This is a genomic window from Thioalkalivibrio sp. K90mix (assembly GCF_000025545.1).
GTDB lineage: Bacteria > Pseudomonadota > Gammaproteobacteria > Ectothiorhodospirales > Ectothiorhodospiraceae > Thioalkalivibrio.
The window spans coordinates 2,678,216-2,701,371 of record NC_013889.1 but is presented as its reverse complement, the minus strand read 5'-3'; the positions used below and the strand labels follow the sequence as shown (position 1 = coordinate 2,701,371).

Genomic DNA, 23,156 nt, shown 5'->3' with positions numbered 1-23,156 from the left:
GCCCTGGGGTCACGCCTCGGGGTGCGCCAGCCAGGTCTGCGCGGCCTGGCGCAGGCGTCGAACGGCCTCCCGCCGTCCGGAAAACCCCAGTTCACGGGCCAGCGCCTCGTCATCCAGGGACTCGATGGCGGATTGCAGCAGCCTTCCTTCCGGTCCTTGCGGCGGGTGTGCAACAAGGGAGCGTCGCAGGGCGGCCCGTATCCATTGGAGCGGTCGTTGCCGCCGTGCAAAGGCTCGAATCTCTTCGATGTCCCGGGCGTGATCCCGGTCGGGTGCCGTGACGGCGGACGGCTGGATGGCTTCAAGGACCCGGCGTCGCCGGCCCGTCTGATCGCGCAGTAGCGCGGCGCCGCCCTCGCGCCAGTCGCGCGCGAAAGACGCTGCGGCCGCATCGACGAGGGCAGCGGTGTCTTGTGTCAACGCCCGGGTCAGCACGATCGACACCTCGCCGCTGGCGGGATCTGGTCGTTCCCCGACCCGCACCGGCTGCCAGCCTGCCTGTCCCCAGAACCGTACCAGTGCCGGTTGCAGTCCGAAGCTCGTGCCAAGCAGTGCGATGTCGTGGTGTGCCGCGCATTCCTCGACTGCGCGCAGCAGGCGGCCCCCAAGCCCTCTCCCTTGCCAGGCGGGGTGTACGGCGAGCCTTTGGATTCGCCACCAGGCCCGGGTGGCCAGAGCGAACTCCCCGCGAGCAGCCAGTGTGCAGGGCAGGAAGTGTCCCTGGGGGCGCCGCTCCCCGGCCCAGACCGCTTCCGCGAGTTCGGGCGCCAGGCCACTCTCTTTCTGGACCAGGGCAACCCCGAACAGCGCCCGGTCCTGCGCACCGAGGAGCAGCATCAGGTACGCGTCAGGATCGTCCAGCCAGCGGGCCAGATCCGACGGGCGTGTGCGATAGTGGGCGTCGGCGAGCAGGCCGGCCACGTCCTCGAGCCGACGCGTGTCACAGACGAGGCCCTTGCCACACAGCCAGTGAAATATCACGGCCTGACGGGCGGGTGCGCGACTCCTGGCCCGCATCAGGAACAGGTCATCCAGCCAGGCCTCCAGCGGGTCGCCACTCTCCCAGCGCACGGGCTGCTCAAGCCCAATCTGCCGAATTCGGAAGCCCATGCGCTGCAGGGCGGGAAGCGCGCGCAGGCGAAAGCCCTGTCCGCTGCCCTCGAAGCCGCCGGTAGTCGTCGACAGCACCAGTCGCCGGGCACGTCCCGCCAGCCGCACCAGGCGGTCGACCGGCAGCGCCGCCGCCTCGTCGATCACCAGGGTGTCGGGTGCGGTGGCGAGGGCTTCGATCTGGTCGGGGGAGCAGAAAGGTACCGACGGCCCCGGGTGGCGTTCCAGCTGACGGAAGAGCGCCCGAACGGCGCCGGCGCCGGGTGCCGTGACGACGACCGGTGTGCCGGCGCTGCGCTGGCAGGCGATCCACTCCCCCAGCAAGGTCGACTTGCCACGTCCACGATCAGCAACCAGTGCGCCACATTCCCCGGGGCCAAGTTCATCCAGGGTCACGAGCCCGCGCCGCTGATCTTCCGTCCAGGCCCAGGGAGGCTGTACGCCCGCGTCGGGGATTGGCCATTGCTCGACATCGTCATTCACCCAGTGAACGGGCGCGTGCCGCAGGGCGTTCGCCCAACGCCGGCCAAACGCCCCGTCGCCAGGTGGATCGACCAGCAGCAGGAGCACGCCGCCCCCGCGCAGCAGTCCCCCGGCGATGGCGAGGGCGTCTGCCGGGAGGGGCCAGGAGGCCTCGAACACGATCGCGTCGGCCTCGCGTCCCAGCCAGTGACCAGCCTGCGCGGGGTTTACCCGCGCCACGTCCGCTGGTGCCTCGCGGCCGACCCAGAGCGAGCTTTTCCCGCTGGGCATCCGCCCGAGCCAGGTGGCGGCACGCTCGCGCGCCGCCTGCGACATCGGGTGGGCCAGAAGCCGCCGCCAGCCAAGGGTGGGTCTGTCCTCTGCCTGTCTCATTGGGATCCTTGTCGCATATCGGCATGGCGCCAGAGATGAATCTGCGCACGGCTGTTGAGGGTAGAGCACCTTTAAGGAAACACGGATTAATGGACACGCTCGCGACTTCGTCGCTTTTGCGTGCCAACCGGGCATGGCGACTGCCGTGCAGTCATTCTGCACAAAGGAGCCGCAACGCTGTGCGGGCGCCCGTTCCGTCTGGGCACGATGCTCGCAGGGGAGTCAGTATGGCGAACGAAAGGGGTTCCGGTTAGCCTGCACGTTGGTCCATCCCGGCAGGAGAGCTTGCATGAGCAATGGCGTCATTGGCGCAGCACTGGTGACGGGCAATTCCAGTGGTTTTGGTCTTGGCCTGACGCGGGTGCTGCAGGGGCAGGGTGCGCGTGTCTACGGGATGAGCCGCCGGGGCTGCCCGGAGCCCGGCGTGGCCGGGGACGAGCGCGTGGACCTGGCCGACTTCGAGGCCACCGGCACCGCGATGGAGCGTCTGCTCGACGGTGTCGATGCGCTGGATCTCGTGATCCTGAACGCCGGCCTGCTCGGTCACATGCAGCGTATGCAGGACGCGTCGATGGACGAGCTGCGCCTGCTGATGGATGTCAACACTTTTGCCAACAAGGTCATCCTGGATGCCTTGCTGCGTCGCCATATCCGTGTGGGACAAGTCGTCGCGATCTCGTCCGGGGCCTCGGTGTCCGGTCATGCTGGCTGGAGCGGCTACTCGCTCTCCAAGGCGGCGCTGAACATGATGATGCAGCTCTATGCCCACGAGTTTCCCGAGGATACCGCGATCAATGCCCTGGCGCCCGGCCTGATCGATACCTCCATGCAGGACTACCTGTGTGAGGAGGCCGACCGCGAGGCCTTCCCGGTGCTGCAGCGGCTGAAGGCCGCGCGTGGCACCGAGACCATGCCGACGCCGGAGAAGGCGGCCGAGGCCGTGCTCGCGGTACTGCCCCGGCTGCGCCAGACCACGCGGGGCAGCTTCGTCGACATCCGCCAGCTGGACTGATCCGGGTGGGGCCGATCCAGGTCTCGAGCGGCCGAAGCCTCTGAATGTCACGAAACTTTCTTGCGGGCCGGTTGGCTTTTGCCGGAATGCAGGCGTATAGTCGGGATCGTGGTCTGCGGATGAACGGCAACACTAGGAAGTTTCTAGTTTCTGAACCAGTGCTCCCGTTGATTTGTTGGCAGCATCCCGCGACCACATTTGTTAGTTACATTGAAGAGGTTACAAGTTGTGAATACTGGTGTTGTTAAGTGGTTCAACGAGAGCAAGGGTTTTGGTTTCATCACCCCCGATGATGGCGGCAAGGACGTGTTTGTGCACTTCTCCGCGATCAGCGGTTCGGGTTTCAAGACCCTGGCCGAAGGCCAGAAGGTCTCCTTCGAAATCCAGGAAACCGCCAAGGGCCTGGCCGCCGGTGAAGTGACCGCCCTCTAAGGCGCACTTCCCAAGGCTGGCGACCCTTGAGGGTCGTCCGAGAAAGGCCGCCTTCGGGCGGCCTTTTTTGTGTCTGCGGTTCCGTTATTGCGGCTTGCCGAATAACGGACAAACAGGGCCGGCGCGCCCCTTTTGAACGCTGCGCACGGCCGGGCGTATTCGATTGCAGTACACTGCGGGCCTTTGTGCATGGACCCGCGCCGCCCGCGATGAACCGCCTGTTCCGCTCCACCGCCGTTGTCAGTGGCATGACCATGATCTCGCGGATCATGGGCTATCTGCGCGACATGGTGCTGGCGGTTACCTTCGGCGCCGGGGCCGCCACCGACGCCTTCTTCGTCGCCTTCCGCATCCCCAATTTTCTGCGCCGGCTGTTCGCGGAGGGCGCGTTCAACCAGGCCTTCGTGCCGGTGTTCGCGGAGTTTCGCGAGAAACGCGGGCGCGAGTCCCTGCGCGACCTGCTGGACCACACGGCGGGTACGCTGATGGCCGTGGTCTCGGTGGTCACGCTGATCGGCATCCTGGCCGCACCGCTGCTGATCTGGGTGTTCGCCCCGGGGCTCGCTACGCAGGAAGAGGGACGCCAGGATCTCGCGGGGCAGATGCTGCGCATCACATTCCCGTACCTGCTGTTCATCTCGCTGACCGCGATGGCCGCGGGGATCCTGAACAGCATCGGGCGCTTCGCGGTTCCCGCCTTTACCCCCGTTTTCCTGAACCTCGCACTGATCGTCGCGGCACTGTGGCTGGCGCCGATGTTCGCGGAGCCGATTGTCGCGCTGGCCTGGGGCGTGTTCGCCGCTGGTGCCTTGCAGCTCGCCTTCCAGATCCCGTTCCTGATGCGCGCGGGGCTGCTGCCGCGGCCTCGTTTCCGTCGTGCACACGAGGGGGTGCGGCGCATCGTCAAGCTGATGCTGCCGGCCATCCTCGGGACCTCGGTCGTGCAGATCAATCTGCTGGTGGACACTCTGGTCGCCTCGTTCCTGGTGGCCGGGTCGATCTCCTGGCTGTACTTCGGCGACCGTTTCGTGGAGTTGCCGCTGGCGCTGTTCGGCATCGCGATCGGCACCGTGATCCTTCCGCGCCTGGCGCGGCAGTACAACCAGGCGGACCCGGCCGCGTTTGGGCGCACGCTCGACTGGGCGCTGCGTCTGGCGATGCTGGTGGCGCTGCCGTCGATGGTCGGCCTGGTCGTGCTCGCGGTCCCCATCCTCGCTACATTGATCCAGTACCAGGCCTTTACCCAGTGGGATACGTACATGTCCGCGATGGCGTTGGCCGCCTATGCGCTGGGCCTGCCGGGGTTCATCCTGATCAAGGTGCTCGCCCCGGGGTTCTTCGCCCGCCAGGACACCAGGACCCCGGTGAAGATCGCGATCATCGCGATGCTCGCCAATATCGTGCTGAACGCCGCGTTCGTGCTGCCCTGGTACCTGTCCGGCACCCCGGGGGCGCATGCGGGTCTGGCGCTGGCCACCTCGGCCTCCGCCTACATCAACGCGGGCCTGCTCTATCGCGGTCTGATCCGCGATGGGATCTATCAGCCTGGCCCCGCGCTAAAGCACCTGCGCGTCGGGTTGCCGATTGCGCTCGGGGTGATGGTCCTGGTGCTGGCCGTGCTGTCGCCGCCGTTCGGGCAGTGGACAGACTGGACCGTGAGCACGCGCCTGTTCGCGCTGACAGGCCTGATCGCGGCCGGGACCGGCGCGCTGATCCTGACGCTCCTGGCCGCGGGGCTGCGCCCAAGGCACTTCCTCTTGCGTGAGGCCAGCGAATGATGCCGGGGCCCTGCTTAATCATTGTTTCCCTGACGGGTTATACTTGCCGTTTTGCGCGGGATCGGGGCGATGCGGCTGATTCGCGGCCTGGGGCCGTCCGACAGCAGGGCTTCCACGGCAGCGGCCGTGCATGGCGCGGTGGTGACCATTGGCAACTTTGATGGTCTGCATCGTGGCCATCAGGCTGTTCTGGGGCGCCTGCTCGAGGCGGCGCAGGATCGCCAGGCGCCGTCAGTCCTGATGACCTTCGAGCCGCTGCCGCGCGAGTACTTCGGCAGCCGGCCCGAGGCCCCGGACCCGCCCGGCCGCCTGCAGCGCCTGCGCGACCGCCTGATCACGCTCGGTGATACCGGCCTGGAGGCCGTCTGGATCCTGCGTTTCGACGCGCAGTTGGCCGGGCTGTCGGCGACCGCCTTCATCGAGGAGGTGCTGCACCAGCGCCTCGGTGCGCAGCATGTGCTGGTCGGGGACGACTTTCGCTTCGGCCGTGGCCGCGAGGGGGACCAGGCCCTGATGCGCCGCGAGGGCGAGCGCCTCGGCTTCAGTGTCGAGGGCACCCCGACGGTCGCGGATGCCGAGGGCCGGATCAGCAGCACGCGGGTACGCGCGGCGGCGCTGGCCGGCGATTTCACGCGCATGGCCGAACTGCTGGGGCGGCCCTACCGGCTGCACGGGCGGGTCGCGCACGGCGACAAGCGCGGCCGCACCATCGGCTTCCCCACCGCGAATCTGCGTATGGGACCCTGGCCACTGGCGTTGCGCGGGGTCTACTCTGGCTGGCTGCGCCGTGCCTCGGGTGACGCCCTGCCGGCGGTTGCCAATATCGGCTGGCGGCCGACGGTGGCGGGTACCGAACAGCGCTTGGAGGCGCATGTGCTCGAAGGCAGCCCCGATCTCTACGGCGAGGCCGTGTGCTTCGAGCCGATCGCGCGGGTGCGCGGCGAGCAGCGCTTCGAGGGGCTGGACGCCCTGTGCGCGCAGATCGCCCGCGATGTCGAAACCGCCCGCGAACAGATCAGGCAACCCGGGTGAGTGTGTGCGCTCATCCGTGTTGCTTTTAAAGAATTCAGCTGAAACACGGCCCCGAGGGCCGATCCGGAAAAGACATGGCACGCAAACCGGCACCGCCGAACCCCTACAAGGACACCCTGAACCTGCCGGAGACGGCCTTTCCGATGCGCGCCGGCCTCGCCCAGCGCGAGCCGGAGTGGCTGGAGGCGTGGAAGGCGGAGGATCGCTACCACCGCCTGCGCGAGCATTGCGCCGGGCGTCCCCGCTTCGTGCTGGCTGATGGTCCGCCCTACGCGAACGGTTCGATCCATGTCGGTCACGCGGTCAACAAGGTTCTCAAGGACATCATCGTCAAAAGCCGCACCCTGTCGGGCTTCGACGCCCCCTACGTGCCGGGCTGGGATTGCCACGGCCTGCCGATCGAGCTGAAGGTCGAGCAGAACCTGGGCAAGGCCGGCCGCGACGTGGATGCCGCGACCTTCCGCAAGGCCTGCCGCGAGTACGCGCAGGAGCAGGTCGACGGCCAGAGCGCGGATTTCCAGCGCCTCGGGGTGCTGGGCGACTGGGACCATCCCTACCTGACGATGAACTACCAGGTCGAGGCGGACACCGTCCGCGCGCTGGGTCGCATCTTCAAGCGTGGCCACGTGCAGATGGGCGAGAAGCCGGTGCACTGGTGCGTGGACTGCGGTTCGGCCCTGGCCGAGGCCGAGGTGGAGTACGAGGACAAGATCTCGCAGGCGATCGACGTGCGCTTCCGCGTGATCGACGACATCGACTTCCTGCGTCGCTTCGAGGGGGCCAAGGACTCGCGCGGCCCGATCAGCGTGGTCATCTGGACCACCACGCCCTGGACGCTGCCGGCCAACCAGGCCGTGGCCCTGCACCCGGAGCTGGACTACGCCCTGGTGCAGCTGGACAACGAGCGCCTGCTGCTGGCCGAGGCCCTGGTCGAGGACTGCCTGAAGCGCTATTCGCTGGGCGAGGGCATGGTGGTTGCGCGGGTCAGGGGCCAGGCGCTGGAAGGCCTGACGCTGCAGCACCCGTTCCTCGATCGCGAGGTGCCGCTGATCCTGGGTGACCATGTGACCACCGAGACCGGTACCGGCGCGGTGCATACGGCCCCCGGGCATGGCCAGGAGGACTACGCGGTCGGCCTGAAGTACAGCCTGCCCGTGCACAACCCGGTCGGCCCGGATGGCCGCTTCCTGCCGGACACGCCGCTGTTTGCCGGCGAGAACGTGCACCAGGCGAACGGCCATGTGATCGACGTGCTGAAGGAGCGCGGCGCACTGGTCGTGGCGGTGAAGTTCGAGCACAGCTATCCGCACTGCTGGCGGCACAAGACGCCGATCATCTTTCGTGCCACCCCGCAGTGGTTCATCAGTATGGATCGCGCCGAACTGCGCGCGGACGCACTGAAGGCGATCGCCGAGACCCGGTGGATGCCGAACTGGGGCGAGGCGCGTATCCACGGCATGGTGGTCAACCGCCCGGACTGGTGCATCTCGCGCCAGCGCAACTGGGGCGTCCCGATCCCGTTTTTCGTCCACCGCGAGACCGGACGGCTGCACCCGCATACACCTGAGCTGATCGAGTCGGTGGCGCAGCGCATCGAGCAGGCCGGCATCGAGGCCTGGTTCCAGCTCGATCCGAAGGAGTTGCTGGGCGACAAGGCCGAGGACTACATCAAGCTGAACGACACCCTGGATGTCTGGTTCGACTCCGGTGTGCTGCACAGCACCGTGGTGGAGAAGCGTCCGGAACTGGGTGGACTGCCGGTGGACCTGTTCCTGGAAGGATCGGATCAGCACCGCGGCTGGTTCCAGTCGAGCCTGCTGACCAGTGTCGCGATGCGCGGCGAGGCCCCGTACCGGGCCGTGCTCACCCACGGCTTCACCGTGGACGAGAAGGGCGAGAAGATGTCCAAGTCGCGCGGCAACGTGGTTGCGCCGCAGGAGGTCGTCTCCACCCTGGGCGCGGACATCCTGCGCTTGTGGGTCGCCGCGACCGATTTCTCCGGGGAGATGGCGATCTCCAAGGACATCCTCGACCGGACGGCCGACGCCTACCGCCGTATCCGCAACACCACGCGCTTCCTGCTGGGCAACCTGAACGGCTTCGACCCGGCCGAGCATGCGCTGGAACTGGACGAGCTGCTGCCGCTGGATCGCTGGATTGTGGCGCGGGCCCTGCAGGTACAGGAGCAGGTGACGAAGGCCTACGACGACTACCTGTTCCACCAGATCTACCAGCGAGTGCACAACTTCTGCTCGGTGGAGCTGGGATCGTTTTACCTCGACGTGATCAAGGACCGCCAGTACACCACGCAGGCGGATTCGCGCGCCCGGCGCTCCGCGCAGACCGCGCTGTATCACGTGGCCGAGGCCCTGACCCGCTGGGTCGCCCCGATCCTCACCTTCACCGCCGAGGAGATCTGGCAGCTGCTGCCGGGGGACCGCCCGGACAGTGTGCTGTTCGCCACCTGGTACGAGGGCCTCGCCCCGTTGCCGGAGGGTGCCGCGTTCTCCAGCGCAGACTGGGACGGCATCCTCGAGGTGCGCACGCATGTGGCCCGTGCGCTGGAGATTGCGCGCAACGAGCACGGCATCGGGGCCTCGCTGAATGCCGAGATCGAGGTCTACCTGCCGGCGGGTTCCGCCGCCCATGGGCGCCTTGCGCGGCTGGAAGACGAACTGCGCTTTGTGCTGATCACCTCCGAGGCGCGGCTGGTGGATGGGGCCGTCCCCGACGGGGCGCATACCGCCGAGCTGGAGGACGGCACTGCGATTGGCGTGGTGGTCCACAAGAGCGAACACGCCAAGTGTGTGCGTTGCTGGCACCGCCGGCCGGATGTCGGCCAGCATGATGCCCACCCCGAGCTGTGCGGGCGCTGCGTGACGAACGTGGAGGGCCCGGGCGAGACCCGGCGCTTCGCCTGATGGGGCTGGCGCAATCGGGTCTGCGACCGGGGCTGCTGATTGCGGTCGCGGTTGCGCTGCTGGATCAGGTCACCAAGCGGTGGGCGGAGAATGCCCTGACCCTGTACGCGCCAGTGGAGGTGACCTCGTTCTTCAATCTCTCCCTGGTCTACAACCCGGGCGCGGCGTTCAGTTTCCTGGCCGGCGCCGGGGACTGGGGGCGCTGGTTCCTGTCGGGTGTGGCCGTGGTGATCGGGCTGCTGATCCTGTGGTGGCTGGCGCGGCTGCCGCGCCAGGCGCGCTGGTCGGTCGCCGCCCTGGGACTGGTGCTGGGTGGGGCGATCGGTAACCTGATCGACCGCATCGCCCATGGCCGGGTGATCGATTTTCTCGATTTCCACTGGGCCGGCTATCACTGGCCGGCGTTCAATGTGGCCGATATGGCCATCGTCGTCGGCGCGATCACCCTGATCGTGGCAACTTTTATTGAAGGCGACCACAGCGGCTCGCCGACGGATTCGCGGGAGTAAGCATGACAACGGTAACCAAGGGCGCGACGGTGGAGATGCACTACCGCCTGATCCTGGACAACGGCTTTGTCGTGGATGGCACCGACGAGGAGACCATCCGCCTCGAGGTCGGGGCGGGCGAGATCCTGCCCGGGCTGGAGGACCTGCTGGTGGGGCTGGAGCCCGGGGATCACCGGGAATTTGCGATCGAGGCCGGGGCCATGTTCCCGTTGCGGGACAATGCGGCGGTGCAGACGATGCCCCGTTCACAGTTTCCGGCGGACATGCCGCTGCAGAAAGACTACATTTACGAATTCACCAGCCCGTCGGGTGATGCGGTCCCGGGCCGCATTGAAGAGGTTGGCGACGAGTCCGTCACCGTGGACTTCAACCACCCCCTGGCCGGGCAGTCGTTCACCTTCGAGGTGGATGTGGTATCGGTTAGCGAACCTCAGTAGTTCGCGGGAGCCACTATGAGTATGCAGGTCCAGCTCGCCAATCCGCGCGGTTTCTGCGCCGGGGTCGAGCGCGCCATCGAGATCGTCGAACGCGCGCTGGAGATCTACGGCGCCCCGCTCTATGTCCGCCACGAGGTGGTGCACAACCGCCACGTGGTCGGACGCCTGGAAGCGGCCGGCGTAAAGTTCGTCGAGGAGCTGGACGAAGTCCCCGATGGCCAGGTGGTGATCTTCTCCGCCCATGGTGTGCCCAAACGCGTCCAGCAGGAGGCGGAGAACCGCGGCCTGACCGTGTTCGATGCGACCTGTCCGCTGGTGACCAAGGTCCACCTCGAGGTCGCGCGCTATGCCCGCGAGGGCCGCGAGGTGGTGCTGATCGGCCACGCCGGCCACCCCGAGGTCGAGGGGACGCTGGGCCAGTTCGATGACACCCAGGGCGGGCGCATGATGCTGGTCGAGACCGTCAAGGATGTCGCCGGGCTCGAGGTCGCCAACCCCGACCGCCTGGCCTTTGTCAGCCAGACCACGCTGTCGATGGACGACACCGCCGAGATCATCGACGCCCTGACCGCGCGCTTCCCGAAGATCGAGGGCCCGCGCAAGATGGACATCTGCTACGCCACCCAGAACCGCCAGGACGCCGTGAAGGACCTGGCGAAACAGTGCGATCTGCTGCTGGTCGTCGGCTCGAAGAACAGCTCCAATTCCAATCGCCTGAGCGAGATCGGTGCGCGTCTGGGTGTCGAGTCCTACCTGGTCGATGGCGCGGCCGACGTCGATCCGGCCTGGCTGAAGGGCAAGCAGCGTATCGGCGTGACCGCCGGCGCTTCTGCCCCCGAGGTCCTGGTCAACGAGGTGCTGGACTTCCTGCGCGCCCAGGGCGTCGAGGCGGTCTCCGAGCTGTCCGGCCGCGAGGAGGCCATCACCTTCTCCATTCCCTCCGCCCTGCGCCGCGAATCCGCCTGACTCGGGACGGTCATCGGGAGGCGCGCCGCGCGTTGGCGATTTCCGCATGGGGTCCCAGTGCCGGATCGGCTATGCTCGGCGCTGCACGTCGCCCCACTTCGTGATCCCGAGACACAGATGATCGAACGCCCCCGCTTTCGCCTCAGCATTCGCTGTCCTGACCAGCACGGAATCGTCTCGCGTATCGCGGCGGCCATTGCCGATACCGAGGGCTGGATCACCGAGGCCGCCCAGCACACCGACGAAGAGGCGGGCTGGTTCTTCATGCGCTGGGTGTTCTCGCTGCCGGCCGATGGCGAGGCCCTGCTCGAACAGCGGCTGGCCTCCCTGGCACCCGAGCTGCGCATGGACTGGTGGCTGAACAATGCCGATACCCGTCCACGCGTCGTGCTCCTGGCCTCGCGAGAGCCGCATTGCCTCAGCGACCTGCTGGCTCGCTGGAGTGCGGGCGAACTGGCGATGGAGATTCCCGCGATCCTCTCCAATCATCGAGACCTGGAGCCGCTGGCCGCCTGCCACGGGATTCCGTTCGAGCACATCCCGGTGCCGAAGGACGGTCGCGAGTCCGCCTTCGCCACGCTCCAGGAGCGCCTGGCCCACCTGGAACCGGAGACCATCGTGCTCGCCCGCTACATGCAGATCCTCCCGCCGGGCCTGTGCGCGGAGTATCCCGAGCGCATCCTCAACATCCACCACAGCTTCCTGCCCTCGTTCGTCGGTGCCCGCCCCTATCACCAGGCCTTTGCCCGCGGGGTCAAGCTGATCGGCGCGACCTGCCACTACGTGACCGACGAGCTGGACGCCGGCCCCATCATCGAGCAGGACGTCACCCGCATCCGCCATGACGACGGCGTGCAGGACCTGATCCGCAAGGGCCGCGACGTCGAACGCTGGGTCCTCGCCCGCGGCCTGCGCTACCACCTCGAGGGCCGCGTCCTCACCCACGGCAACAAAACCATCGTCTTCGACTGATCGCCTTGCCGGGGCTGAGTCTGGCCCTTCTTCTTGGCGCCTCCGGGCTGAGTTATTGCATGCCCGGAAAGTGGCGTCGGGCCGCGCGCTGCGCGCTATTCTCTAGGGGTCAGCAACGGGGCTGGAGGGCGCGGCATGTGGGGCTGGGGAGACCGTCTTGGGGACCTTCGGCGGCCCGTTTGTTACCGGCGCCCGCGGGTCCCGTTCTGGATGGCGATACCGCTTGCGCTGCTCGTCCTGGTGGTTGCGCCGGGCCAGGCGCTCGCCGATCCGCTGCCCGATACGGCCGAGCGGGTAAAGGCCTCGGTGGTGAGTATTGCGACCTATCAGCCGACCCGCAGCCCGCGCGCCCAGTACCTTGGGACCGGCTTTGTGATCGACGATGGCCGTCTCGTGGTCACCAACGATCATGTCCTGCCCGGGAATCTGGACCAGGACAACCGGGAACGACTGGTGGTGGTCAGTGGCCAGGGTCGGGACAACACGATCCATCATGCCGAGGTCCTGGCCCGCTCCGCGAGCGATGACCTCGTCCTGCTGCGCATCGCCGCACCCTCCCTTCCCGCGCTGCAGCTCGGCAATTCCAGCCGCGTACGGGTCGGAGAGGAGGTCGCGTTCACCGGCTACCCCATCGGCATGATCCTGGGGCTGTACCCGGCCACGCATCGCGCGGGCATCTCGGCGATGACCCCGATGGCGATCCCGGCGCGCCGTGCCGCGGAGCTGGATGACAGCCGCATACGCGCCCTGCGCAATGCCCCGCCGATGGTCTTCCAGCTGGATGCCACGGCCTATCCGGGCAACAGCGGCAGCCCCCTGTACCGCAAGGACACCGGCGAGGTGATCGGGGTAATCAACCAGGTCTACGTCCAGGGCGGGCGGGAAGCGGCCGTGCGCAACCCGAGCGGGATCACCTACGCCATCCCCTCGGACCGGATTCGTCCCCTGCTGGAACAATACCGCTCGCGAGCAGGTGATTGAATCGCCGTCTCTCTAAGGAGACGCTGATTTAATCGCACGTCCGCGTTGGCGCCCCCTGTTTTCCGAGACAAGGCGCGTCGTGCAGCGGGTAGTGGTTCTACCCGCCCGTTTTTGACGGATTCGGGGCGCAACGCAGGATCGGGGAACAGGGGGCACCAACCCCACAAGCGATTGAAAGCAGGGGCTCGGCCGCCCGTTGTTATCAGAAACGGGCGTGGGAACGGCGTTGCGGTTCCTTTGTGCAGAATGACTGCACGGCAGTCACCACGCCTTGTTCGCACGCAAAAGCGACTCGAGCGCGGACGCGCGATTAAATCAGCGTCTCCCTAACCGTGCTGTTCCGGCTGCGGCTGGGCCGTGGCCGTCTCCGGTTTCTCGGCGAGGAAGGCCTTGTGGAACAGGTGTCGCGCCAGCAGGCCGGCCGGCATCTTGAGCCAGTGCCCGCGCAGAAACAGCATGCCCCGTGCGAGCGCATCGCGGCGGGGGGTGATCGAGCCGGCACGCGTATGCAGCCCGTGCACGAATGCCCAGCGGCCGGGGCCCCGCAGGGCAATGCCCGCGCGTGCCCGGGCCAGCCGTTTGACGGATTCGGGCGGGACCTCGGTCAGCAGTAGCCGGTTCGCGGTCCACAACGCGCGCTCCGCCATCCAGGCGATGTTCAGGGCCTCGGCCTCCACGACGAAATGCTCCCAGAAGGCATCGCCGTCACGGGCACCGAAGTGGCCGAGCAGCACATGGATGTCGTAGAGGTCGCGCAGGCCGCGGTCCCATTCCGTCTCCGAAAACAGGTGCACGATTGCGTGGAGTACCAGGTGCGCCGGGCACAGGATCCGGAAGCGGAAGGGTTCCGGGAGCGCCTGGCTTTGCTGCCGCAGGCGCGCGGCATCGAGATGGCCGCGAAAGGTCTCCGGCAGGATGTTGTGGTGCAGGTCCAGCGTGGTGCCGCGGTTCTGGTGCACCAGTGGCGGCAGTTCGTGCATCCACTCGCGGTAGTAGCGCTGGTCGTAGATATTGTGGTGCGTGCCCGACCAGCCTTCGAAGAACAGGAGCTTCTCGGCGCGTTCCACCTCGTTGTGGGGAAAGAGCAGGTCGATGTCGTTGGCCAGCCGTCCACGCGCATTCGGCAGCCCGGCGGCCAGGTAGGCCGCCCCTTTCAGCGCGACACCCGGACTCATCCGCGAGAGCAGCCCGTTTTCCAGGCGGTGCAGTTCCCAGACCAGGGCCTGCGAGCGATGCTCGGCGATCAGGGCGGCGCCCCAGAGTTGGCTGGCCACCGGTTCCGGCAGGCCGTCCGCCAGGCCCGCGTCGTCCGCGAGGTGCCAGAGCGTACCCGGCAGTGCGCTCTCGCGCGCGGCCGCCAGCAGCGGGGCCCATTCGGCCGCCGTGCGCTCGGCCATGCTCTCCGGCCGTGCCAGGGCCAGGCGCAGTGCGGTGTCAGCGTCCATCGGCCAGCCCGTTGAACTGCTCTATGGCCTCGTCCAGACGGCTGTAGGAAAAGTCGAAGCATGCGGACTGTTCGACCAGTCGTCCGGCGCTGTGAAAACCCCGTGCACCGAGGGCGGCGTAATTGAAGGCATTGGCGATCAGCTGCATGAACCCGGAACCCGCCGTGCGCGGTTTCAGCCGGGTGGGGGCTCCTGGCTGGTAGCGCGGGAACACGATCCACCCGGGCCGGGCGGTCTCGTGACTGCGGCGCACGGCATCCGTCGGCGGGCGCATGTGCGCTACGGCGCCCTTCAGCGTGTCCGCGATGGGCGTGCTGAGGACTGCCGACGGGCAGGTGTCGCGGATCACGCGGATTGAGTCGTTTTTCAGGCTGACCGGCCGCGCGGGTCCGGAAACCTCGCTGGAGGCCAGGTCTACCAGTACGGACTCGTCCGTTAGCAGGCGCCATCCGTGATGGGCCAGGGCTGCGCAAAGGGTGCTTTTCCCGGAGCCTGGCGGGGCCGGCAGGATCAGGGCCTTCCCGTCGCGTTCCAGGGCGGCGGCGTGCAGTACCAGTCGATGCGGCACCTGGTTGGCGATGCACCAGTTCAGTCCCCATTCGAGCATCGGATAGGCCTGGTCGTAGGCCAGGGGCTTGAAGACGCTGCGACGGTCGGCGAGAAACAGGACCTGGGGCCGATAGAAGCGGCGGTGGGAACGCGGTGCGCGCAGCTCGCAGTGGAAGTCGTAGAAACTCGAGTCGTCGGCCACCTCGAAGTCCCGGTACAGCGACTCGATGCCCCGGGCCACGCTGGCGATGGGGCTCTGGATGCGGCTGGTGAAGGGGCCAGTGCGCAGATACAGGCCGCGGCCCGTCAGGCTGCGCTGGAGCCGGGCCTGTCCCAGATCCGCGATCCGCATCAGGGGTGTTCCCGGATCAGATCGGCCGTTTGCAGGCTGGACAGCCAGCGCCCCAGTTCGGCCTCCGCGTCCTTCTCCGACAGGCCCAGGTGTCGGGCCAGTGCGGCCTCGTCCATTGCCACGCCCTTGGCCAGGCCGTCCATCAGCGCGGCGGCCGCGGGTGTCAGCAGATGGGTGGTGCCGGCCCCGGGGTGAAACACCACGCACTCCTGACCCAGGGTGCGCTGTTGCAGCCCGTCAGTCCGTTGCCACCTGCGGCGCGACATATCGTTCCCCCTGGGTTCCGGCCATTACGGAATGAATGGCTCAGGCGGACCCCCAGCTCGGGAGGCCCATCGTGTTCTCGAGGAACCGATACACCTGTTCGGGGTACAGGCGGTCGCCGCCATCGGTCTCGTAGTGGCCATGCTCCAGGGTGTCGGTAACGATGTCCCGCACCAGGCGTTCGGAGAGCGGATACCCGTTGGTGTACCTGGCATTCAACAGTGCGGCGGTGCCGTAGCGGATCACTTCGCGTTCGGCTGCCCCCTGCGCATCCAGCACGAACACCGAGGCAGAGACGGCCCCGATCATGGTGAGATCCCCTTCCTCTTCCTGGAAGCCCCGGCTCACGCCCGGGAAGCCGTAGTTCGAGTCGAACAGCACGCCGGACTCCACCGCCAGCCGCCATTCCGGATGGCTGTGGAAGGAGGCGCTGTTGAACAGCTGGCCACCACCACGGCCCTGGGCACTGACATTGCGCGAAAGACTGGCGTGCGACGGGTCATAGCCGCCACTCCAGTAGTCGGGGGAGTGGCCGCCGCAGTCCTGGGGCCCGTCGTGGCGCGACACATTGCCGGACGCCCAGCCCGAGGGCATGCAGTTCGCACCGGCCGCCTTCAATGGCGAGGCATGCAGGGTCATCAGCAGAGGGGTGGCCCCGAGCATCGCCCGGCTCAGACGCCGCCGATTGTGGCCGTGTGCATCCAGCCCCTCCTGGCGCCGGCTTGAGTCCTGGTTGTCGTTTTGTTCCATCGTGTCCCTCCAGAATTTTCGGGACCGGGCCTTGGTTGGAGCGGTATCGCGTCCAGGGAGACGCGGACAATCCAGATTCCTGGTTTGATACTAGTCCGGGTTACCCGGGTCTTCGCATTCCGTCGCGATATTTGTGTTGCCACCCGCATTCGCTGCGACAACCAAAACACAGAGCAATATCTATACCCCAAATCAACAACGATGTAATCGGCTGTTTGGAAGGCTTTTTCTCATACCAAGGGCCTGCCGTGGGCTTTTCTGAGAAGTGATTTGTAAAAGGCGCTGACAGTTGTCGTCGTTCGCCAATACCGGCGCACCCGCGGACACGCAGAAGTGTCACCCCCTTTTACATTCAGTCTTTGCGTGCACGCAGGATGAACGAGTGACACAACCGCTCCGCGATCCACGGCGATGCCTGCCAAAGGGCCCTCGCCCAGCGGCTTTCGGCCGGGCCCTGGAGCCCGTGCAGTCGGCCCGGGACCAGGGGCAGCCAGTAACACGCCAGCGACCGCAGGCCGGCCGCCCTCGCGGCCGCCTGCAGCGAGTCGGGCGCCTCGTAGCGCAGATGGGGTGCCTTTCCGGCCCGGACCCGTCGGCGTTCCTGCAACACGGTGGGCCAGGTCCTGGCGTTCAGCGCATCCACCCAGATCTCGCCGCCGGGGCGCAGCACGCGCTGCATCTCCGCGAGGGCCGGGCGCGAGTCGGCCAGCGCCTGCATCACCCCGAAACAGAGCACGCCATCGAACTCGCCATCGGCGAACGGCAGGCGGTGGACATCCGCCGCCAGCCAGTCGATCGACGCGGGGCTGCGCTGTCGCGCCTTGTGCAGCGACGGGGCGGAGTAGTCCAGCCCGATCGGGCTGCGCCCTTCGGCCTGAAGCAGACGGGTATAGGTGCCGGCCCCGCAGCCGATATCGAGCCATCGCGCCCCTTCGGGACGGGCTTGTTGCCAGAGTGACTGGAACTGGCGTACCCGGCTGGCCAACCCGGTGGGCGTCCAGCCCGCGATGGCCGCGTCGTCGTCGCACTGGCTGCCGCGCTGGGTAAAGCGCTGGCGCCAGCGCTGCTCAAAACTGGAGTTCGTCACGTTCGTGTTCCCGCCTGGCTGGCTCGTTGATGACTGTAGACCGCCCGGCCGTGACTGGCGCCGAACCGGGCGGCCGGGTCCGGGTGCAGCTCGTGGTACTGGCTTCGGTGGCCAGGCGCGTCAGGAAGTGCAGCGCGGTCGCCATGCCCCAGGCGGCCGCGGTGGCCAGGATCAGGCTGGCCGGGTCGGGCCGCAGCCCCACGACCAGCAGCTTGCCGCCTTCCATCAGTAGCGCCACGAGCAGCCCGCCGAGGGCGGCCAGCCACTGCAACTGGCGCGGATGCAGCGGGCGCCGGATCTGCGCCAGCCATATCAGTGCGCCCAGCGGCAGATACATGGCCACATGCAGCGCCGCACTGCGCAGGGCCACGGTTTCGCCGACGAAGTAGTGGTAATAGAACGGCCAGAGATTGAGCTGGGCCCATTGCGCCGAGATGGCCGCCGGGTTCCAGTGGTAGGGGCCCAGGTCATGGTTCAGGACCAGCAGTGCCGCCCCGTACAGTGGCGCGGCAACGACCAGGAGCGGGATCGCGGCCCGCTGCAGGGCCTGCATCACCTGCAGCGGCGAGAGGTATGCGTACAGAAGTATCCCTGTGACAAACCCGGCGCCCCGCAGCACGGCCGAACGGCCCTCTGCGATCCCTGAGAGCGTGGCAAGATTCAGCGCCTCCAGCAGGATGGCCAGGAGCGCGGCCAGGATCACCAGCACGGCCCCGTTCGCGGGCGGGCGCCGCCGGAGTCCTCCGTACGCGAGCAGGATCCCGACGGGCACGCTGGCCACCAGCGTCAGTCCCAGCTCGGAGATACAGCGAAGACCGGACGTACAGGCCCCGGTGGCGACCCACAGGCCCCAGGCACTGGGGCCGAGACGCTGGCTCCACTCGGCGCTGGACAGGACCAGGTCGAACGGCGCCAGACCGATCGCGACGTACAGGAGCGCATAGGCGATCAGGACGGCAGGCACGATGACACGGTTTGGGCCTGCGAGCTGGCCTCGCCAGTGCAGCAGCGGTCGGCGCAGTCCCCACCACATCAGGGCCCCGGCCACCGCACCGAGAAAATTGCCCGCGATGTCCGCCCCGGCCGGATAGCGATAGGGCAGCCAGATCTGCAGGAACTCCACCGTTGCCGTGGTCGCCAGCCCCAGAAGGGCGACCAGGGCGAGGGCACCCAGGTGCCATACAAGGCGATCGCGGCCATGGGTGAGCCAGGCCATCCAGAAAAAGCCCAGTGGCATGAACATCATGACATTGGCCATGAACTGGGCGCGCCCGCTGGTGCCGGGTCCCTGCAGACTCATGTCGCGGTAGAGTGACCACGCCTCCTCCAGACCCATCTCGCCGAACTCGAACGGCAGCAGCGTCAGGTAGAGGGCAAACCCCAGGGACAGCCACGCCCCGATGACACAGGTCCACAGGGCCAGTGGTTCGCGTCTGCGTGTCATGGGTGGCCGCGCTCGCACATGGTCTAACCTGACAAGGGGGCATACACCGGAGTATGACCCCTCCAATCGCCACAGCGCGGGCTGGCTTCGCAGGCCTCGGGCGGGGAGTGCGGTGATGACGGCAGGGCGGTCAATGTTCCACTCGCTTGTGTCCCGGGCATGGGTGCTGGCGGGCGTGCTGCTGCTGGCCGTGATGACGGCGAGTGCCGACACGCCACGACCGGGCGGGGCGTCCGAGGCCCCCGCAGCCGCGACCCGCGTGCTGCAAACCGACCCGGAGGGATTGCGCCGCGCCGTGCGCCAGCTGCGCCCGGGCGATCATCTTCAGCTCGCCCCGGGCGAATACCCCGACCCGCTGGTGTTGCGGGGCATTAGCGGGACCGCCGAGCAGCCGATCGTGATCACCGGCCCGGATTCGGGAGACCCGGCCATCCTCCGCGGACGTTCGGGCAGTAATACCATTCGCCTGATCAATGCCGCGCACCTGGTGATCCGGCACCTGACCCTGGAGGGGGGTGGGCACAATATCGCCGGGGTCGTAGTCGAGCACGACAGTGAATACGCCCACGACATCACGCTGGAGCACCTGACCATCCGCGGCTATGACCGTTCGCAGGGCAACAGCGGTATCACCACCCGAGCCGCCGCCTGGAACTGGACCATCCGCCACAACGACATTCGCGATGTCGGCACCGGCATGTACCTCGGCCGTCCGGACGGGACGGGACCGTTTGTCGCGGGCCTGATCGAGCACAACTTCATTGGTCGTACCCTGGGCTACAGCATGCAGATCAAGCACCAGCGTCCGCGAACCCCGCGCGCGGGGATGCCGACCGAACCCCATGCCACCATCATCCGCCACAACGTGTTCAGCAAGGCGGAGCGCGCGAGCAGCGGGCATCGCGCACGGCCCAATCTGCTGGTGGGGCACTTCCCGCCCGAGGGGCCCGGACAGCACGACTGGTACTGGATCTACGGCAACCTCTTCTACCAGAACCCCCACCAGCGCCTCTTTCAGGGCGAGGGCCGCCTGGCTCTGTACAACAACCTGTTCTTCAACGATGCCGGCAGTGCCCTGATCGTGCAGCCGCACAACCACATCCCGAAGGATGTCCTGATCGTCCATAACACCGTGGTCGCACGAGGGTTCGGGATACGACTGGTTCCCGGCGATCGGCGCTATGAACAGGTCATCGCCGGGAATGCGGTCTTCGCCGACCCCGCGATCGATGCCGCGCGCACGGTCCATGCCGAACCCAACCACGAGGCGGCGTTTGGCCGGGCTCCAGCCTACCTGGTGCGCCCGCGCGGGCCGCTGGCGGAACTCGATCTGTTCCCGCGGGAAGGGATGCTGGAGTATGAGGGTCTGCCCGAGTTCCAAAGTCCTCCACCTCCCGGTCTGGAACGCGACTACAACGAACGCGGGCGCAGTCAGCCCCGATTCGGGGCCTACGCGGGCGGCCACCAGGCCAATCCGGGGCGGCGCGCAGGCGTCGGACCTGCAGGCCGGTAGCGGCCCGCGCGCGGTCACAGGCGCAGGTCGCTGGCCTCGCGCGGGAAGACCGATTTCACATCGAACAGGACCGCCTGCGGGTGCGCGAGCGCACGGATCGCTTCCACTCCCATGTCCAGGAACGCCTGGTGGGGCACCGCCACGATGATGGCGTCGAACGAATCCGCCTCGGGGGCCGAGGTGATCGGGGTGATGCCGTATTCGTGTTCGGCCTCCTCCGGATCGACCCAGGGGTCGAACACCACGACCTCCGTGTTGTATCCGCGCAGCGTATGGTAGATGTCCATCACGCGCGTATTGCGCAGGTCTGGGCAGTTCTCCTTGAAGGTCAGGCCCATCAGCAGGATGCGTGTCCCCACCGGATTGATTCCCTTGCGCACCAGCGCACGGATGGTCGCGTCCGCGATGTGGGCCCCCATCGCGTCGTTCACGCGGCGCCCTGCCAGGATCATCTCCGGGTGGTGTCCGACGGCCTGGGCCTTGTGCGTCAGGTAGTACGGGTCCACCCCGATGCAGTGCCCGCCGACCAGCCCGGGCCGGAACGGCAGGAAATTCCACTTGGTCCCGGCGGCCTGCAGGACCGCCTCGGTATCGAGGCCCAGGCGCTCGAACAGCAGTGCCAGCTCGTTGATCAGGGCGATGTTGACGTCACGCTGGGTGTTCTCGATCACCTTGGCCGCCTCGGCCACGCGGATACTCTCGGCCTTGTGCGTGCCGGCGGTGATGACGCGCGCATACAGGGCGTCGACGAAGTCCGCCACCTCCGGCAGCGAGCCCGAGGTGACCTTCTTGATGGAGGTGACTCGGTGCGCCTTGTCCCCGGGATTGATCCGCTCGGGACTGTAGCCGGTGAAGAAGTCCTCGTTGTGGATCAGCCCGGATTCCCGTTCCAGGATCGGGACGCAGTCTTCCTCCGTCGCCCCCGGATAGACCGTCGACTCGTAGATCACCACGTCGCCGCGCTTGAGCACCTGCCCCACGGTATGGGTGGCCCCGAGCAGGGGGCGCAGGTCCGGGCGGCGGTGGGCATCGATCGGCGTCGGCACGGTCACCACGAACACATTGCACGGGCGGAGTGCCTCGAGCTCCGTGGTGTAGTCCAGGTGCGTCGCCGCAGCGAGATCCTCCGGCTCGACCTCGCGGGTACGATCAATCCCGTTCTTCAGGTCCTGGATGCGTCCGGGCTGGATATCGAATCCCAGGGTCGGCCAGACCCGGCCGAACTCGACCGCCAGGGGCAGGCCGACATAGCCCAGTCCGATAACCCCGAGGCGAATCTCTTCCAATGAGGGGAGTGCATGCATGAGTGAGGGCTCTTCCGTGCAGCGGGTTGAGTGACGGGCGTCTTTCCGGGTCGGTTTCCTTTACACCCGGGCAGGCAGCGTAGTGCGAGCTTAGGCACAACATGGATGGCGGGACAATGATGAAAAATCTGGACAAATTTCGTCCTTTCGTCCTATGCCCATTTCCCTGAATTCGAACTACATTGGGCGCTAATGCCCCAGCCAAACCGGCGTGTCGGGGTTTCGACGGGATCACTATATGTCTACAGATTCGCAGTGCGACATCCTGTGCGTCGTCGGCGCGCGCCCCAACTTCATGAAGATCGGCCCGGTGATGCGGGCCCTGCAGCAAGCCCGGATACCGGCGCAGCTTGTGCACACGGGGCAGCACTACGACCCGGCGATGAACGAGCGCTTCTTTGCCGATCTGCAGATCCCCCGACCGGATATCAATCTCGAGGTGGGCTCCAGCTCGCATGCCGTGCAAACGGCCGAAGTGATGATGCGTTTCGAGGGCGTGCTGGACCGCGTGCAGCCTCGAGCCATTCTCGTGGTGGGTGATGTGAACTCCACGATCGCCTGTGCCCTGGTGGCGGCCAAGAAGGGGGTCGGGGTGATCCATGTGGAAGCGGGGTTGCGCAGCTTCGATCGCAGCATGCCGGAGGAGGTGAACCGGGTGCTGACCGACCAGATCTCCGACCTGCTGTTCATCACCGAGCGCCATGCCCGCGACAACCTTGTGCGCGAGGGTATCGCCCCCGATCGGGTGCACTTTGTCGGCAACGTGATGATCGATACCCAGCTCTACAACCTGGAGCGTGCCGTGCCGTGGCAGGAGACGTTGCGGTCGGCCGAGGTGGATACCGATGCGTTCTCCGACAACCGGGACTATGGGGTGCTGACCTTGCATCGCCCCTCCAATGTCGACCATGCGCCGGTGATGAAGCGCCTGGTCGACAGCCTGGTGGCCATCGCCCGGGAACTTCCCCTGGTATTCCCGCTGCACCCCCGCACCCGGGCCCGTCTGCAGGGGTTCGGGCTGGAGTCTGCCCTGCGCGAGGCGCCGATCGCCGTGCTGCCACCGGCCGGCTACCTGGAGATGCTGGGACTGATGAAAGACGCCCGCGTCGTGCTGACCGACTCCGGCGGCATGCAGGAGGAAACCACGGCCCTCGGGGTGCCCTGCATCACCCTGCGCGAGAACACGGAACGCCCGATCACGATCGATGAAGGTACCAATATTTTAGTAGGCAATGACCCGCAACGACTGATGGAGTCTTTCCGCGAGGTCATGGACCATGGGGGCAAACAGGGGCGCATCCCGGAATACTGGGACGGCAATGCCGCAGAACGCATCGTGGCCGTCGTGGCTGACTGGCTGAATCACGCAAGAAAATCCTGACCGGTTTGTTCTCGCGCCCCCCGATGACGCCCCGAGCGGGTTCAGGAGATCGTGGGTGGAGC

At 67.0% G+C, this 23,156-nt stretch carries 20 protein-coding genes; 12 read left to right on the top strand and 8 right to left on the bottom strand.

Annotation, left to right across the window (positions count from 1 at the left end; all coding sequences use genetic code 11):
- Positions 1 to 9: 9 nt before the first annotated feature.
- On the bottom strand, positions 10 to 1,965 hold the full coding sequence (locus tag TK90_RS12860) for a GNAT family N-acetyltransferase (RefSeq protein WP_012983922.1): 1,956 nt from the start codon (positions 1,963 to 1,965) through the stop codon (positions 10 to 12).
- A 289-nt stretch (positions 1,966 to 2,254) separates the two neighbouring features.
- Between TK90_RS12860 and TK90_RS12855 the strand changes: the two genes are divergently transcribed.
- The 10 genes from TK90_RS12855 (at position 2,255) to TK90_RS12810 (ending at position 13,005) form a co-directional block, all read left to right on the top strand.
- Positions 2,255 to 2,977 (top strand): SDR family NAD(P)-dependent oxidoreductase, encoded by a 723-nt coding sequence (locus TK90_RS12855; RefSeq protein WP_012983921.1) that lies wholly within the window; start codon positions 2,255 to 2,257, stop codon positions 2,975 to 2,977.
- A 228-nt stretch (positions 2,978 to 3,205) separates the two neighbouring features.
- A complete protein-coding gene (locus TK90_RS12850) occupies positions 3,206 to 3,409 on the top strand; it encodes a cold-shock protein (protein ID WP_012983920.1) in 204 nt (67 codons plus the stop codon).
- Between the two features lie 209 nt (positions 3,410 to 3,618).
- Positions 3,619 to 5,187 carry a murein biosynthesis integral membrane protein MurJ gene (murJ, locus tag TK90_RS12845; protein WP_012983919.1) on the top strand — a complete coding sequence of 523 codons (1,569 nt, stop codon included), beginning with the start codon at positions 3,619 to 3,621 and terminating at the stop codon, positions 5,185 to 5,187.
- Between the two features lie 69 nt (positions 5,188 to 5,256).
- A complete protein-coding gene (locus TK90_RS12840; protein ID WP_012983918.1) occupies positions 5,257 to 6,219 on the top strand; it encodes a bifunctional riboflavin kinase/FAD synthetase in 963 nt (320 codons plus the stop codon).
- A 74-nt stretch (positions 6,220 to 6,293) separates the two neighbouring features.
- Positions 6,294 to 9,140: an isoleucine--tRNA ligase gene (ileS, locus tag TK90_RS12835; protein ID WP_012983917.1), complete on the top strand. Its 2,847-nt coding sequence runs from the start codon at positions 6,294 to 6,296 to the stop codon at positions 9,138 to 9,140.
- Positions 9,140 to 9,649 carry a signal peptidase II gene (gene lspA, locus TK90_RS12830; RefSeq protein WP_012983916.1) on the top strand — a complete coding sequence of 170 codons (510 nt, stop codon included), beginning with the start codon at positions 9,140 to 9,142 and terminating at the stop codon, positions 9,647 to 9,649. The genes ileS and lspA overlap by 1 nt, the downstream gene beginning before the upstream one ends.
- Before the next feature lie 2 nt (positions 9,650 to 9,651).
- Positions 9,652 to 10,086, top strand: a complete 435-nt coding sequence (locus tag TK90_RS12825) for a peptidylprolyl isomerase (protein WP_012983915.1) — start codon at positions 9,652 to 9,654, stop codon at positions 10,084 to 10,086.
- A gap of 15 nt (positions 10,087 to 10,101) precedes the next feature.
- The gene (gene ispH, locus TK90_RS12820; RefSeq protein WP_012983914.1) at positions 10,102 to 11,052 is read left to right on the top strand and encodes a 4-hydroxy-3-methylbut-2-enyl diphosphate reductase; all 951 of its coding nucleotides are present in this window, start codon (positions 10,102 to 10,104) and stop codon (positions 11,050 to 11,052) included.
- Between the two features lie 117 nt (positions 11,053 to 11,169).
- Complete coding sequence (gene purU, locus TK90_RS12815; RefSeq protein WP_012983913.1) at positions 11,170 to 12,024, top strand: formyltetrahydrofolate deformylase; 855 nt, start codon at positions 11,170 to 11,172, stop codon at positions 12,022 to 12,024.
- A 210-nt stretch (positions 12,025 to 12,234) separates the two neighbouring features.
- Positions 12,235 to 13,005, top strand: a complete 771-nt coding sequence (locus TK90_RS12810) for a S1C family serine protease (RefSeq protein ID WP_041444291.1) — start codon at positions 12,235 to 12,237, stop codon at positions 13,003 to 13,005.
- Positions 13,006 to 13,331: 326 nt separating this feature from the next.
- Here the strand turns inward: TK90_RS12810 and TK90_RS12805 are convergent, their stop codons facing one another.
- The 6 genes from TK90_RS12805 to TK90_RS12780 form a co-directional block, all read right to left on the bottom strand.
- Entirely contained in the window at positions 13,332 to 14,450 is a 1,119-nt protein-coding gene (locus tag TK90_RS12805; protein ID WP_012983911.1) for a nucleotidyltransferase family protein, read from the bottom strand.
- A complete protein-coding gene (locus TK90_RS12800; RefSeq protein ID WP_012983910.1) occupies positions 14,440 to 15,351 on the bottom strand; it encodes an HprK-related kinase A in 912 nt (303 codons plus the stop codon). Before TK90_RS12800 ends, TK90_RS12805 begins: the two co-directional genes overlap by 11 nt.
- Positions 15,351 to 15,617 carry an HPr-rel-A system PqqD family peptide chaperone gene (locus tag TK90_RS12795; RefSeq protein WP_012983909.1) on the bottom strand — a complete coding sequence of 89 codons (267 nt, stop codon included), beginning with the start codon at positions 15,615 to 15,617 and terminating at the stop codon, positions 15,351 to 15,353. Before TK90_RS12795 ends, TK90_RS12800 begins: the two co-directional genes overlap by 1 nt.
- A 40-nt stretch (positions 15,618 to 15,657) precedes the next feature.
- Positions 15,658 to 16,365 (bottom strand): hypothetical protein, encoded by a 708-nt coding sequence (locus tag TK90_RS12790; RefSeq protein ID WP_012983908.1) that lies wholly within the window; start codon positions 16,363 to 16,365, stop codon positions 15,658 to 15,660.
- Between the two features lie 352 nt (positions 16,366 to 16,717).
- The gene (locus tag TK90_RS12785; protein ID WP_012983907.1) at positions 16,718 to 17,452 is read right to left on the bottom strand and encodes a class I SAM-dependent methyltransferase; all 735 of its coding nucleotides are present in this window, start codon (positions 17,450 to 17,452) and stop codon (positions 16,718 to 16,720) included.
- Complete coding sequence (locus TK90_RS12780; protein WP_012983906.1) at positions 17,433 to 18,896, bottom strand: VanZ family protein; 1,464 nt, start codon at positions 18,894 to 18,896, stop codon at positions 17,433 to 17,435. The genes TK90_RS12785 and TK90_RS12780 overlap by 20 nt, the downstream gene beginning before the upstream one ends.
- Before the next feature lie 133 nt (positions 18,897 to 19,029).
- On the opposite strand from TK90_RS12780, the gene TK90_RS12775 reads away from it, so the two are divergent.
- Positions 19,030 to 20,409, top strand: a complete 1,380-nt coding sequence (locus TK90_RS12775) for a hypothetical protein (protein WP_017925521.1) — start codon at positions 19,030 to 19,032, stop codon at positions 20,407 to 20,409.
- Positions 20,410 to 20,423: 14 nt separating this feature from the next.
- On the opposite strand, the gene tviB is transcribed toward TK90_RS12775, so the two are convergent.
- Positions 20,424 to 21,713, bottom strand: a complete 1,290-nt coding sequence (gene tviB / locus TK90_RS12770) for a Vi polysaccharide biosynthesis UDP-N-acetylglucosamine C-6 dehydrogenase TviB (RefSeq protein ID WP_012983904.1) — start codon at positions 21,711 to 21,713, stop codon at positions 20,424 to 20,426.
- 238 nt (positions 21,714 to 21,951) lie between these two features.
- Here tviB and wecB point away from each other — a divergent pair, with 238 nt between their 5' ends.
- On the top strand, positions 21,952 to 23,094 hold the full coding sequence (wecB, locus tag TK90_RS12765) for a non-hydrolyzing UDP-N-acetylglucosamine 2-epimerase (RefSeq protein ID WP_012983903.1): 1,143 nt from the start codon (positions 21,952 to 21,954) through the stop codon (positions 23,092 to 23,094).
- Positions 23,095 to 23,156 lie beyond the last annotated feature (62 nt).